Origin of the sequence: Anabaena sp. WFMT, from assembly GCF_051781005.1 — a bacterium.
Taxonomy (GTDB): Bacteria; Cyanobacteriota; Cyanobacteriia; order Cyanobacteriales; family Nostocaceae; genus Anabaena.
Genome location: NZ_JBPWOA010000002.1, coordinates 516,814 through 530,223 on the forward strand (window position 1 = coordinate 516,814; position 13,410 = coordinate 530,223).

Annotated in this window: 14 protein-coding genes; 8 read left to right on the plus strand and 6 right to left on the minus strand. The window is 38.4% G+C overall.

Annotated features, from left to right (window positions below):
- Positions 1-57 precede the first annotated feature (57 nt).
- From ACSQ6I_RS02545 to ACSQ6I_RS02555, 3 genes are all read left to right on the plus strand, one after another.
- Positions 58-312: a hypothetical protein gene (locus ACSQ6I_RS02545; RefSeq protein WP_438888709.1), complete on the plus strand. Its 255-nt coding sequence runs from the start codon at positions 58-60 to the stop codon at positions 310-312.
- 180 nt (positions 313-492) lie between these two features.
- The gene (locus tag ACSQ6I_RS02550; RefSeq protein WP_438888710.1) at positions 493-1,725 is read left to right on the plus strand and encodes an FAD-dependent oxidoreductase; all 1,233 of its coding nucleotides are present in this window, start codon (positions 493-495) and stop codon (positions 1,723-1,725) included.
- A 223-nt stretch (positions 1,726-1,948) separates the two neighbouring features.
- The gene (locus ACSQ6I_RS02555) at positions 1,949-2,473 is read left to right on the plus strand and encodes a single-stranded DNA-binding protein (RefSeq protein WP_438888711.1); all 525 of its coding nucleotides are present in this window, start codon (positions 1,949-1,951) and stop codon (positions 2,471-2,473) included.
- A gap of 111 nt (positions 2,474-2,584) precedes the next feature.
- On the opposite strand, the gene ACSQ6I_RS02560 is transcribed toward ACSQ6I_RS02555, so the two are convergent.
- Entirely contained in the window at positions 2,585-3,463 is an 879-nt protein-coding gene (locus ACSQ6I_RS02560; protein WP_438888712.1) for an NAD(P)-dependent oxidoreductase, read from the minus strand.
- 61 nt (positions 3,464-3,524) lie between these two features.
- Here ACSQ6I_RS02560 and ACSQ6I_RS02565 point away from each other — a divergent pair, with 61 nt between their 5' ends.
- Positions 3,525-3,695 (plus strand): hypothetical protein, encoded by a 171-nt coding sequence (locus ACSQ6I_RS02565; protein WP_438888713.1) that lies wholly within the window; start codon positions 3,525-3,527, stop codon positions 3,693-3,695.
- A gap of 123 nt (positions 3,696-3,818) precedes the next feature.
- Here ACSQ6I_RS02565 and ACSQ6I_RS02570 read toward each other — a convergent pair whose 3' ends face one another.
- Positions 3,819-5,003 carry a class I SAM-dependent methyltransferase gene (locus ACSQ6I_RS02570; RefSeq protein ID WP_438888715.1) on the minus strand — a complete coding sequence of 395 codons (1,185 nt, stop codon included), beginning with the start codon at positions 5,001-5,003 and terminating at the stop codon, positions 3,819-3,821.
- A 32-nt stretch (positions 5,004-5,035) separates the two neighbouring features.
- Positions 5,036-6,310, minus strand: a complete 1,275-nt coding sequence (locus tag ACSQ6I_RS02575; protein WP_438888716.1) for a dicarboxylate/amino acid:cation symporter — start codon at positions 6,308-6,310, stop codon at positions 5,036-5,038.
- 418 nt (positions 6,311-6,728) lie between these two features.
- Here ACSQ6I_RS02575 and ACSQ6I_RS02580 point away from each other — a divergent pair, with 418 nt between their 5' ends.
- Together ACSQ6I_RS02580 and ACSQ6I_RS02585 are read left to right on the plus strand one after the other, a co-directional pair.
- Complete coding sequence (locus tag ACSQ6I_RS02580) at positions 6,729-8,270, plus strand: MBOAT family O-acyltransferase (RefSeq protein ID WP_438888717.1); 1,542 nt, start codon at positions 6,729-6,731, stop codon at positions 8,268-8,270.
- An 8-nt stretch (positions 8,271-8,278) separates the two neighbouring features.
- On the plus strand, positions 8,279-9,277 hold the full coding sequence (locus ACSQ6I_RS02585) for a hypothetical protein (RefSeq protein WP_438888718.1): 999 nt from the start codon (positions 8,279-8,281) through the stop codon (positions 9,275-9,277).
- 320 nt (positions 9,278-9,597) lie between these two features.
- On the opposite strand, the gene ACSQ6I_RS02590 is transcribed toward ACSQ6I_RS02585, so the two are convergent.
- The gene (locus tag ACSQ6I_RS02590; RefSeq protein WP_438888719.1) at positions 9,598-10,185 is read right to left on the minus strand and encodes a Crp/Fnr family transcriptional regulator; all 588 of its coding nucleotides are present in this window, start codon (positions 10,183-10,185) and stop codon (positions 9,598-9,600) included.
- Between the two features lie 244 nt (positions 10,186-10,429).
- Between ACSQ6I_RS02590 and ACSQ6I_RS02595 the strand changes: the two genes are divergently transcribed.
- Both ACSQ6I_RS02595 and cysK read left to right on the plus strand, forming a co-directional pair.
- Positions 10,430-10,912, plus strand: a complete 483-nt coding sequence (locus tag ACSQ6I_RS02595; RefSeq protein ID WP_438888720.1) for an RrF2 family transcriptional regulator — start codon at positions 10,430-10,432, stop codon at positions 10,910-10,912.
- An 18-nt stretch (positions 10,913-10,930) separates the two neighbouring features.
- Positions 10,931-11,893: a cysteine synthase A gene (cysK, locus tag ACSQ6I_RS02600; RefSeq protein WP_438888721.1), complete on the plus strand. Its 963-nt coding sequence runs from the start codon at positions 10,931-10,933 to the stop codon at positions 11,891-11,893.
- Here the strand turns inward: cysK and ACSQ6I_RS02605 are convergent.
- Positions 11,883-12,626: a cadmium resistance transporter gene (locus ACSQ6I_RS02605; protein ID WP_438888722.1), complete on the minus strand. Its 744-nt coding sequence runs from the start codon at positions 12,624-12,626 to the stop codon at positions 11,883-11,885. The two genes, cysK and ACSQ6I_RS02605, sit on opposite strands and share 11 nt — an antisense overlap.
- Before the next feature lie 138 nt (positions 12,627-12,764).
- The gene (locus tag ACSQ6I_RS02610; protein ID WP_438888723.1) at positions 12,765-13,391 is read right to left on the minus strand and encodes a transglutaminase-like domain-containing protein; all 627 of its coding nucleotides are present in this window, start codon (positions 13,389-13,391) and stop codon (positions 12,765-12,767) included.
- Positions 13,392-13,410: the final 19 nt, after the last annotated feature.

Consider the following 13,410-nt stretch of genomic DNA (forward strand, 5'->3'; position numbering starts at 1 on the left):
AAACACGGTGGTGCAAGTACAGATGATAATCTTTGTTATGCTTGTGTTTTCTGTAATTTGCAAAAAGGTACAGATCTAGGTTCAATTAATTGGCGTAATGGTGAATTAGTGAGATTTTTTAACCCCCGTAGAGACTTCTGGGGTGATCACTTTCAACTTGATGAAGCTGTAATTCAACCATTAACAGATATTGGTGAAGTAACAGCGCGTATTCTCGATTTTAATAACGATGAACGGATTATAGAAAGACTATTATTAATAGAAGTTGGTAAGTATCCACCAACATCAGCAAAAGGAAGAATTAGCAAGTAGATATATCAAAAGCATGGTGCTGTATTTGCCTTCATTGTGGCAGGACTACCAGGAAACCCCTGTTTGAGAATTTCAATGTCAAAACACCAGCCTAGTAATACCAAGCTACCAATAAAATAGCCTCAGATAAAATAGCAAGATATAGCAGACACTAAAGAGGCATAATCAGGAGGAATTTTTATGTCTGTATATCAGGATGTTACTCAGGAACATGAGATTTTAGACGTACAAACTACAGATTGTTGCGTTGTCGGTGGTGGCCCTGCGGGGGCTGTATTGTCTTTGTTACTAGCACGTCAGGGTATTTCGGTGATGCTGCTAGAAGCACATAAAGATTTTGACCGGGATTTTCGTGGTGATACTATTCACCCATCGGTAATGCAGATTATGGAAGAGTTGGGTTTTAGCGATCGCATTTTGCAATTACCTCACACGAAAATGCACCGTCTTAATATCCAAACTTCCCAAGAGACTATAACTTTAGCAGATTTTAGCCACCTCAATACTCGCTACCCTTATATCATGATGCTTCCACAGGTGAAATTTTTGGAATTTATCACCCAAGAGGCACAAAAATATCCCAATTTTCAATTAGTGATGGGTGCAAATGTCCATGAAGTAATTGAAGAAAATGGTGTCATTCAAGGTGTACGTTATCGTGGACAAGGTGGTTGGCATGAAGTCCAAGCTACACTGACAGTAGGTGCAGATGGTCGTCATTCACGCCTCAGACAATTAGCTGATTTTGAATCTATCGAAACTTCACCACCAATGGATGTCCTTTGGTTTCGGCTACCTCGTCACCCAGAAGAATTTGGCGGGGGAATGGGACGCTTTGGTGCTGGTCAGATTGTAGTTATGCTAGATCGGGGTGAAGAATGGCAACTTGGTTATGTCATCCCCAAAGGTGGTTATCAAAAACTGCGTGCTGCTGGTTTGGAAGCGTTAAAAAATTCTATCGTTGAGGTAGTACCAGAATTAAATAATCGCCTGGAACTTTTGCAAGATTGGTCACAAATAGCCTTTCTCTGTGTGGAATCTAGCCGCCTTAAGCGTTGGTATCGTCCAGGATTACTACTTATCGGTGATGCAGCCCATATCATGTCCCCAGTTGGTGGAGTTGGTATAAATTACGCAATTCAAGATGCTGTGGTAACTGCAAATATACTCAGTCAACCACTCAAACAACATCATGTAGAAATCAGCGATTTAGCAAAAGTACAGCAGCATCGAGAGCTACCTACGCGTATCATTCAGGCATTTCAGACATTTATTCAAAAACGAATATTTGCCCCCATCCTCAACGAGAATCAAACCTTTCAGCCGCCTCTTTTGCTACGTTTACCTATCTTACGTGACCTCCCAGCCCGATTAATTGCTTTGGGTATTTTTCCTGTTCATGTACAGATTTAATGTTTTTAATGGTATGATTGTACTACTCAATGCAGAATTAAATGCTCGTTCTAGTCAGGCGCTGTTCGTGAACATCTATAGTCATAGTTGTTTCTCGTTCTCCGCTTGACTTTCTATATCTGAAATTCCCATAGGCTTCTTCACTGACAACAATACAACCAGCACTCAGCCGTTATATGATCAATTTGATTATTCTAAAATTTGATTTATTAGGAGGAATATTATGAACAGTTGTATTTTAATGGCAGAAATTTATGACACTCCCCAATTACGCCACACACCAGACGGGTTGGAAGTGACGGAAATGATCGTTCATGTTCCTGGAGTGCGGCCTGATGATCCTTCACATCCTTTGAAAGTAGTTGGGTGGGGTAATTTAGCAAAAGAAATCCATCAAACATACAAAGAAGGCGATCGCGTTATTATCGAAGGACGCTTAGGAATGAATACCTTTGATCGTCCCGAAGGTTTCAAAGAAAAACGTGCTGAGTTGACAGTCCAAAAAATTCATGGCATTGGCAAAGAGATGAATTCAAGTCCACCAGCAACCACGATGGCGCAACCAGCACAGCGTCCTCCAGAGTCTTATGAATCAACCCGTCCAGCGCCAATTCCAGTTACAACTAATGTCGCTGTCACTCCCCAGGTAACAATCCCCGAACCCACCTATCAACCAGCAAATTTTCAGCCTCCATCCTATCAGCCTGTATCAGCACCAGAACCTGATCCAGATGATATTCCATTTTAAGAGTCAGGAAGCAGCCCTTCGGCTTGTCTTCGACACACTACGTGAACGCTCAGGGCAAGGAGTCAGGAGTCAGGAGTCAGGAGTTAATATATCTCCCTCATCCCCCTGCCTCTACTCCCCGCTGGCTTCACCCCATTCACGAATAGCAGGGAAAACTGATGAGTAATCATCTTCTGGATAAGACATACTCATTGCTGATTGCAAAATTTGTCTTACACCCTCAATACTGCTGAGATTCAAACCAAGGGATTTAGCTTCAGTGATAAATAAATCTATTTCTTTGATCAATTGTTTGGTGGGTAAGTTGGCTTTCGTGTAATTACCATCCAACATCCGTTTCAAGTTTTGATCAAAGGTAGGCGCATAAAGTTTACTATCGCGCAGGATTCGCATAAATAAGTCTATATCAATACCTTGCATCTGCACAAAAGCTAAACTGAGCGCAAAGCTAGTAGTGAGAGAAGCAATTAATTGATTGAGTGCAAGAGTTAGAGATGATGCAGATCCCACAGGGCCTATGTATACAGGATCTGTGCCAAAAATTTGCAGTAACTTGAGATGGCGCTGATATTGTTCTTGTTCGCCACCAACCATGACAATTAATTTACCAGTTTCTGCTTCTGGGATACTACCGAGTACTGGCGCTTCGATATATTCACCACCTGCCGCAACAACTGCATCTCTGATTTCTTGGCTTTCTGGAGGAGTAAGTGTCCCCATTTGGATGACGCTACGCCCTGATAAAGTGTGCCAAGAAGTATCTGTGAGCAAGACATGATAAATAGCTGCGGCATTAGATAGCATGAGAACTATACAATCAGCAGAGCGAATTGCTTGACGTGGTTTGGTCGCAATTTCTGCCCCTGCGGCTTGTAATGGTGCTAATTTTTCTGGGGTGCGGTTATAGGCAATTAGCTCTACATTTGCAGCTAATAACCGTTGAGCCATCGGTAGTCCCATCAATCCAGTTCCCAGAAATGCCACCTTCATGTTTCACTTTCCTTTGGTAAATTGTAGGGTAAACAAGGTAATGGGTAATGGGTAATGGGTAATGGGTAATAGTTTTTCTATTCACCAATCACCTTTTCCCCATATGCCTAACGGCAGGCTACCGCCAACACCAATCACCAAAAATCAGCCACCTGCGGCAAAAGTAGCCATGATGATAACTGAAAGTAAGATGCCGGGAGTAAGTAGTGTTGCTAATACAAGTAGGTCGTGAGCGGTCATAATTATTACTTTTCTCAGGTTTTTAACTTTGAAGTAATCACTGTTATGCTAGTCGAAAAAAGACTGATACAGGATTCTTGAATAGAGTTTTAACCTTTGAATTTTACCTTTCCCTCTACTCTGGTATGGTTAATCCTTGAAGCAATCGCAAAGTTTCTGTTTCTGTTAGCCCCTTGCTTTGTACTAGAACCCCAAAGTTACCCATTCCCGTCGGCTCAATAAGTTGGTGTAATGCCTCCCGGCGGTTGAGCATTTGTGATATTGGTTGTTTTTGATAGGAAAGGGCAGCTATTCTTTCACCTAAACCTAATGCCATCAAAAATAAACCTTGCTGTGTCCAACCAACTTGATTTAAACCGCACCTGTTGCCCCAAGATTCCAAAGCTGTAAAATCAACATGAGCGGTGATATCTTGTCGCCCAACATTGATGTAAGGGTTATCATGATGACGATGATGGTAGTAGCACTGTAGAGTTCCTTGCGATCGCCTGGGGTTATAGTAACGGTTGGCAGGATAGCCATAATCAATAGTTAGCACATACCCTCGCTGCAAGCAGTCTGCCACTATACTCAACCAATCAAGAGCAGCTAAATTAATTTCACTCCGATAGCCATCTGCATAAATATTGGGATTTAACTCAATCCCCACCAAATCAAAATATGCTGCTAACTGCGGTGTAGATAATTCCCCTAAAACCTCAATAAATTTAGGAAAAACAGGCGTATTCTCCCCATCATCCTCAACAGTTACATAAATTTCCCGCAATTCCCCCGCTTCTATAGTGAACTGATGCACGGGAAAGGCATCGATTAATTCATTAGAAAAAAAGCAGCCTGTAATGGAGTTAGCAGCTATTTCTTCTAAATTGAACCATTGCACAGAGAACTCCTGTAACCTTTGCTGCTGTTCTTGCCTTAAACTTGGCGACTTTTCCACAATGATGTATTTCAGCGCCGCAAACAAATCTGGATAGTTTAATAGTATGTAATTCAGAATATGGGATGCTAAAACACCTTTACCTGCTCCCATTTCTACCAAATGAAAAGGCATCGGTTGCCCTAAAATCTCCCACATTTGGCAAAACTGCACAGCCAGTAATTCGCCAAAATCACTCCCTAAACTAGAAGAGGTGAAAAAATCACCACCCCGAAACCCAATTTTGACGGCATCGCTGGCATAGTAGCCATATTCTGGGTGATATAGCGCCATGTCCATGTATTCTGCAAAGGTAATTCGTTGTTGGGGACTAGTTTTAATGCGTTTAGCTATAGCTGTACACAGTGCGGGATGAGAATCCATAGAATTTTTACTGTGAGATTGGGTGTAAAAAGTTAAGAGTCGATATTCATAATTAGACGCTTCTTACCATCAAGTAGGCAGCTAACAGTCATATCGCCCATGACATTTATAGCAGTGCGACAGCGATCTAAAAACCAATCAACTGTCACCAGCAAGGCTATATATTCAGTAGGCAGACCAACAGAAGTAAATACAAGAGTCATTGTCACTAAACCAGCTTCTGGTATACCCGCTGCACCAACGGAAGCAAAAATAGCTGTGACGACAACTATCAACTGCTGTGGTAGAGAAAGATGTAAACCCAATACTTGAGCAATAAATAATGCTGACATTGCTTCATAGAGGGCAGTTCCATCATTATTAAAGTTACTGCCAACTAGCGCCCCTAGAGAAGCTGAAGATTCCCGTAAACCAATTTTGTGTAGCAACGCCTCAAAAGTGATTGGTGTGGTTGCTGTTGAGGAAGCAGTCGAAAAGGCTGTTAACAAAGCTTCTGAACCCCCAGCTAAGAAATTTTTAGGAGTTACCCAAGAACCAAATTTCACCCGCAGTAAGTAATAAGAGGCTTGCAAACTCAAAGCCAATAGCACGGCAATAATGAATGCACCCAGAGATTTAAACGGCGCAAATCCTTGGAGAGCAACGGTTTTGGCAACTATACCAAAGACCGCTAATGGCACTAAAGCAATAATCCAGTGCAGAATGCGGATCACAGCCTCAAATAATATTGTAATTACTCCCTCTATTGCTTGGTAATATGTTTTGCCTTCCTCTATTTGCTGTGCTTTCAAGGCACGTATAACTATACCAAAAGCTAAAGAAATAAAAATTAGTTGAATGACATTGTTCTCAACCAGTGGTTTAAGAATAGAATCTGGGATAATGTCCTGAACTAATCCCCAAGGATCAAGGGTTTTCCCAGCTGCTTCTGTACCAGATGGAGGAGAAATGCGACCCCATGAACCTGGTTGCAGAATGTTAGCGACTAGAAGACCAATGACAATAGCGACAGTTGTATTGGTCAGTAACAGCACTGTCAGACGACGACCGGATCTACCTGGGATATCAGCAGTGAGAAAGGCATGGAGTACGGCTAACATAATTAGTGGTGTTGCTAAAGCCCGCAGTGCCTTGAGTATTAAGTTACAGGGAATTGCTAAGTTACTGATGAGGGCAGTATTAGTTACTGCTTGAGTACTTAGTAAATTTCCTATAAGTATTGCCAAGATAATTGCAAGAGCAATCTGCAATGCTAATGGAATGCGCTTCCACGCAGAAAGGTGTTTTTTCTGTACTATTTGACCCATGCTTGGTTGCCCGCAAATAAAGTTTTTGGATTTGACAAACGTGTTTTTACGCACTTCTCCATTTATTTCTCTGTTCAAATCCCAGAATTTATCTGATGGTTTACAAATGTTTACTATCAACCCCAACCTTTAATTTTTTATTTACATGGGTTGTCAGTACTGAGGCAGAATTTCTTACACATTTTTGAAACGCATGAAATCGCTGTATTTCTCCACTGTTGCCTATTCCCTTGCTCAATTATGCAATTTATTTTGCACGATTACTTGCATGGCTTGCAGCATTGATTTCATTGCAAATTTACTAGGGTATGGTGTATCATTTGATGGCGAAGTTAGTAAAAAGCATTTGTCTAAATTGTAATCAACTCATCAAAGATACAAATAAATATACTTACCCAAGCAAAAACTGACTAATTTTATGTTATTTAACTCTTCAATATTTATTTTCTTATTTCTGCCTATCACACTCTTGATTTTTGCAGGTTTCAGTAGACTAAAATGGCATACAATTTCCAAGGCTTGGTTAGTCCTAACATCATTAGTATTTTATGGATATTGGAATGTAGCCTACTTAAAACTGATTATTCTTTCCATGCTTTTTAATTATGCAATAGGTATTTTAATAGGTAGGCAACATCAGACTAATCCAGAAATTTCAGGACAATCATGGAAATCTCCAGCATTGCTGTTATTAGGTATATCTGTAAACTTATTAGGATTAGGATACTACAAATATTCAAACTTTATTCTTGACAATATAAATGCTTTAATGGGAACAGAGTTTAGTTTAGGAAATATATTACTGCCCTTAGCTATATCATTCTTTACTTTCCAGCAAATTGCATATTTAGTTGACTCATATCGTGGTAATACACAAAATTATAATTTATTAGATTATTCATTATTTGTTATATTCTTTCCTCAACTAATTGCTGGACCTATTGTTCATCATGGTGATATTGTTCCTCAGTTTACCGAGAAAAAAGTTGATAAATTTAATTGGGAGAATATGTCGATTGGGATAACAATTTTTGCATTAGGTTTATTTAAAAAAGTCATTTTCGCAGATACTATATCAGCTTATTCAACACCAGTATTTAATGCTGCTGAAGTTGGAACTATACTTTCATTTTATGAAGCTTGGTGTGGATTATTAGCTTATACATTGCAATTATACTTTGATTTTTCTGGATATTCTGATATGGCAATTGGTATTTCTAGAATGTTTGGAATTATCTTGCCTATTAACTTTAATTCTCCATATAAAGCCGATAGTATTATTGATTTTTGGAGACGTTGGCATATTACTTTATCTAACTTTCTGAGAGATTATCTCTATATCCCTCTAGGTGGAAATCGTAAGGGAAACTTGAGAAGATATCTTAACCTCATGATGACAATGTTGCTGGGAGGTTTATGGCATGGTGCGAACTGGACGTTTGTCATCTGGGGAGGTCTACATGGATTTTATCTAGTCATTAATAATATCTACATTTCGAGTACAAAATCATTGGTGACACGAGAAAATCAACAAGATAATATAGTATCTAAATTATTTAATCGCAGCATTACTTTTTTAGCTGTAATTGTTTCCTGGATATTTTTCCGTTCAGAGTCCATAAATGGATCAATGAGTATTGTGAAATCAATGTTAGGATTAAATGGTATTTCTCTAAAACTTTCATTTAGCAATATATCTCCTAATAATTTGATAGATTTATCTGGAATTATCTGGTTAATATTATTACTAATAATAGTCTGGTTTAGTCCCAACACTCAGCAAATCATGTCAAAATATAAACCTACTTTAAATATGGATAAATTTCCTCAAAATATTAGTTCCATATTATCATGGCAACCTAATTTATTGTGGGCTATTAACTTAGGATTAATATTGTTTATGTCTCTATCAAAAGTTTTAGAAGCTAATCAATCTGAGTTTTTGTATTTTCAATTTTAATAGTTTTTATGTATCAACCAAAATTCAAATCATACATCTTGATTTTATTTTCTTGTTTATTGCTAGGTTTATCTATTCACATAGTCGCTGGGTTTTATTTAATTGGTAGAAATATTGTTGATGCAGAAAATTGGATTGCAGTTGCACAGAAGCATAAAAAGAATAAGGCTTTATCAATTTCTGAGCAGAAACTAATTATAGTGAGTGGTAGTAATTCACTTTTTGGTATCAGTGCTGAAAAAATTTCTCAATCAACAGGAATACCTACTGTAAATTTAGCAATTCATGCAGGACTAGGGGTTGAATATATTCTCAATGATGTAAAAAAAATCCTTAATAAAGGAGATATTGTCTTATTACCTTTGGAATATAATTTTTATGTGGATAAAAAACAAATAACAAGAATGTATCTTAAACACATTCTATCAAATGATACTGAATATTTCTGGAATAATCTCAATCATTTTCAACAAATCCAACATTTACTACAATTATCAAATTCAGATATATTCAACAGTTTTTTAAGTAAAAATAGTAAGCAAGAAATTTGGGCTAATTTAAAAACTAGGGCATCACAGAAAAAGTGTTACTCAGGATTTCTATTGAATGATTATGGAGATGAATTATGTAATGTTAATGTCAAACCATTAAAAGAATTGAGTAATAAATTTGACTTACCTACAGATGATAAATATCAAATTGATCAAACGGGAAGTGTGAGAAATTTTATTAATTGGTGTAAAGATAGACAAATTAAGGTATTACCCTTGTATCCAGTTATGCTAGAAGATGATAAATTTTATCAATCAAAATATAGATTATTTTTCCAAAAAATTCAAGATTTTTATGAGAAAAATGGAGTTTCTATACTAGGAGATCCATATCAAGCTGCCTTATCACATCATCTCATGTTTAATACTACTTATCATCCTAATGATGAAGGTAGAGATGTCAGAACTCAACAAGTTTTATCCCTGATTAAGCCTTATATTGAGAAATCCAAGTAAACTAGCCACACTGACTTGGAGTACCAAGTACAGTGATGGTACAAGAGACTTCCAAATAAAAAAACACTCAACCACCTAACGTAAAAAATCTCTCAAACTCTTATTCCTCTGTGTCCTCTGCGCCTCTGCGGTATGGCTAACGCCACGCTCCGCGAACGTTAATCTGGATAATTTATTTCTTGGAAGTCCCCAAGCTCTCGGATTTATCCGTGAAATCAATCCAAAATCTAAAGTCTAAAATCCAAAATTGCCTGACAGTTAAAGTTTAAAATTCCATTGAAGTTTTCACCCAATCAATTCTTTGTCGGCTATTCCCTAATTTAAATTTCGTAATACCAAATATCCTCTTGTCGCACGATAATTCGATGCAGAGAAAGTCTATCAATCAATCCCTCTTGTTCCAATTGTCCTAGTATACGAGTGATAGTCACGCGAGTAGAACTGATTAGTGCTGCTAAATCTTCATGGGTTAGACGCATATCAATTAAACGCCCTTGTTCTACTTGTGAGCCAAATTTTTTTGATAACCACGCTAATAGTTGAATCAGCATAGCCTCTACTTTTTTATGGCTACGAATCACCATTAATTCTTCCGCTTGTTGGATGTGGTAAAGCAAAATTGGTGTAAGTTGATGCCAATCATCCACAGGTAAAGCAGTCGCTTCTACAGTGGTTAAACATTCCATCCGATAGGGCTTCATGGTCGATAGAAGTTCACCAATTACATCTCCTGGCCCCCATAATCCCAACGCTACTGTTGTACCGTCTTCTAGATAAGTGTATGTCATCACAAAGCCGCTTTCTATTTGCCACAGAGCATTTTTTTGAATCGGCAATAGCGATCGCCTGATGAAATGCTTTTGAGTATTGTTAGTAGATGATTGAGTAAGACCTGTGTATAATGACATCAGCGTGTATATTACTAATTTCCGATGTACTAACCGTAGTATACATGATTCTCGATCTAAAAGCATTGCTCTTGCCAGATAAATTGGGATAATTCCCACGAAATATTAAGCAATTTTGAGAATCTTGTACATAATCACCCCAAATCCGATAGAGTTATGGTATTTTACTAATTGTAAGTGTGGCACTATCACATCTGACACCTAAAAGCAAAATAATTTCGGTCAAAAACCGATAACCCTATCAATGTACAGTAGTATTCTGAACACAGATTTGAATAGTCAAAACTACGCTCTTCTGGATCTTTCTGCGAAAGTGGAATACGCGCTCCTAGCACTGTTAGAACTGGCCAGCCATCACGATAAAAAAGTTCCTTTGACTATGAACGAGATTGCGGCCAAGCAACCCATACCGGAACGCTATCTCGAACAAATTCTCACTCAACTGCGGCGTGCGGGTTTGGTACAGAGTCAACGTGGCTCCAAAGGAGGTTTTTTGTTAATGCGTGAGCCTTGGCAAATTACTTTGCTAGAAATTGTCACCTTGGTAGAAGGTGAACGGAAAGAGAAAGAAAGTCCTGAGACTCCGACGATAGAAAAAACTTTGGTTCTAGAAATCTGGGAGCAAGCTAACGCGGCTTCAATTGAGGTTTTGCGTAGCTATACACTCCAAGATTTACGCCAGGAAACAGAGACTCGCGCCCAAAATAATCCCATGTATTACATTTAGTCATCAAGAGGTAAGGCCATGCGTATAGCGAAAAATATCACTGAGTTAGTGGGTAAAACGCCCTTAGTACAATTAAACAAGATTCCCCAAAGTTCAGGAGCATTGGCGAGGATTGTTGTCAAACTAGAAAGTATGAATCCTGCGGCTTCTGTTAAAGACAGAATTGGCGTGAGCATGATTCAAGCCGCAGAAGAACAAGGCTTAATTATTCCTGGTAAAACTACTTTAGTTGAACCAACTTCTGGAAATACAGGAATTGCTTTAGCGATGGTTGCAGCCGCTAAAGGCTACCGTCTGATTTTAACGATGCCAGATACAATGAGCCAAGAACGGCGATTAATGCTCAAGGCGTATGGGGCGAAATTAGAGTTAACACCAGGGGTAGAGGGAATGCGGGGAGCGATCGCACGAGCTACAGAAATCGTCGCCATCACCCCCAATTCCTATATGTTGCAACAATTCAGCAATCCGGCCAACCCAGAAATTCACGCTCGTACCACCGCCGAAGAAATTTGGGATGATACAGATGGAGAAGTTGACATCCTCGTGTCAGGAGTAGGAACTGGAGGAACAATTACGGGTGTATCCGAAGTAATCAAACAACGCAAACCCAGCTTTCAAGCAGTAGCAGTTGAACCCTCAACCAGTCCAGTATTAGCAGGAGGAAAAGCAGGCCCACACAAGATTCAGGGGATAGGCCCTGGTTTTGTTCCCGCTATCTATCGAACAGAACTCGTTGATGAAATTATTCAAGTCTCAGATGATCAAGCGATTATCTACAGTCGTCGGTTAGCAAAAGAAGAAGGACTGCTATCAGGAATTTCTGCTGGTGCGGCTTTATATGCAGCACTGGAACTGGCCAAGCGTCCAGAAAATGCCAATAAATTGATAGTTATGGTGCAGCCTAGCTTTGGTGAACGCTACCTCAGCACTTCATTATTTAAAGATGCTGATGAGAATGAATGGTTAATTAAGGTTTGAAACTTTCATCATTAGTGATAGGAACAATTGCTTCCTCATCTCCTGCATTTTGATTACTATCATCTTTTTTCAGCAAAATCAACAAACAAATACAACTACCAAGGAGTTTTAGCGGACTTAAAGCTTTACTTTTCCACACAATCACAGCCCCTAAACCCATCAGCACAAACGGCACAAGATAATTACCATAGTTGGTAACAAAATAAGCTACTTTTTTCTGATGGGTTAATTGATATGCTACATAACACCAAACTCCTAAAAGGAGAAAAAATAAACCGATAATTATTACAAAACTCTCTAATGGAGTGCTAGAAAATAACGGTATATAAATGCTAATATTATCACTACCGTTAGCCACAGTTATCGCTGCCACAGTGTAAATTTGTGGTGTTAAGAAATAATTATTTATTGATGTAGTAGGTGGTGTTATCTCCCCTGGAACATCAGCTAATTGTTCCCTTTCTCTATTCACTAAGCTACTGATACCAATAGCGATAGGAATTAAGCCTAGTAAACCAATCCATGCTGGAGGCAGAATCAGTCCCCCAAAGAAACCAGGTAAACTGAAGATGACGAGAATAGTAAAACCTAAATATTGACCCATAACAATTTGCCAAGGGCGAAAATTCTCATTTACTTGAGAAAAAAACACCAATAAAATCACAATATCATCAATATTAGTAGCGCTAAAGGCAACTACTCCTGTGAGTATTGGAGTAATAATATTGCTCATTTACATATCCCTTGATTTCGCAGATAAAGATTTTACAACCATTTTCAGATCAAGGACTTCTAATTTTTAAAATCTAAAATTTGTAGTGCGTTATGAACGCATCGTTAATACTGGATAAGAATGGTATCGTACTTTTGGCTAACACTCCATAGGTCTAGCTTTATTCACAATAATTCCATATTCTTTAAAAGATTTTAGAGGAATATCAGGAAGATTAATCAGCAGATCATCCCATGTATTGTAAGCTTCTAAAGCTTCTACTACTAGTTCAAGTGGTTCAGCAAAAATGTTTTGAAAGTCGGCTTCTTCGGGAAATTGAATTTTAAAAGCTAATTGCTCTTTTGGGGGAATAAATTGAGCATTAACACCTTGACGATTTCCTCTAGCATCAACACGATACCAACCTATTTCCGGTAAATATATTGCATTGAATCCATGCAAGCTATAAGGTTCACCATTATCATTAATGCTCAATCTCTGATAGCAAAAACCTGATGGAATTCCATTAGCTCTAAGCAGTGCTGCTAATAAATGACTTTTCGCATAGCAATAACCTGTTTTGTATTGAAGTACATCTGAAGCTTTACAGGTAACAGGGTTCATTTGATAGTCGTAGCTATGACGAATTTCATCCCGTACCCATTCAAAACAAGCCTGAGCAGTTTCCTCATAAGTTTGATATTTTGAGCCAATTTTTTGCGCCAGTTCCATAACTAAAGGATGCTGTAAATCAATAATTTCACTAGATTGCAAATATTCTTCCATATGTCAATTTTTTTCAAAT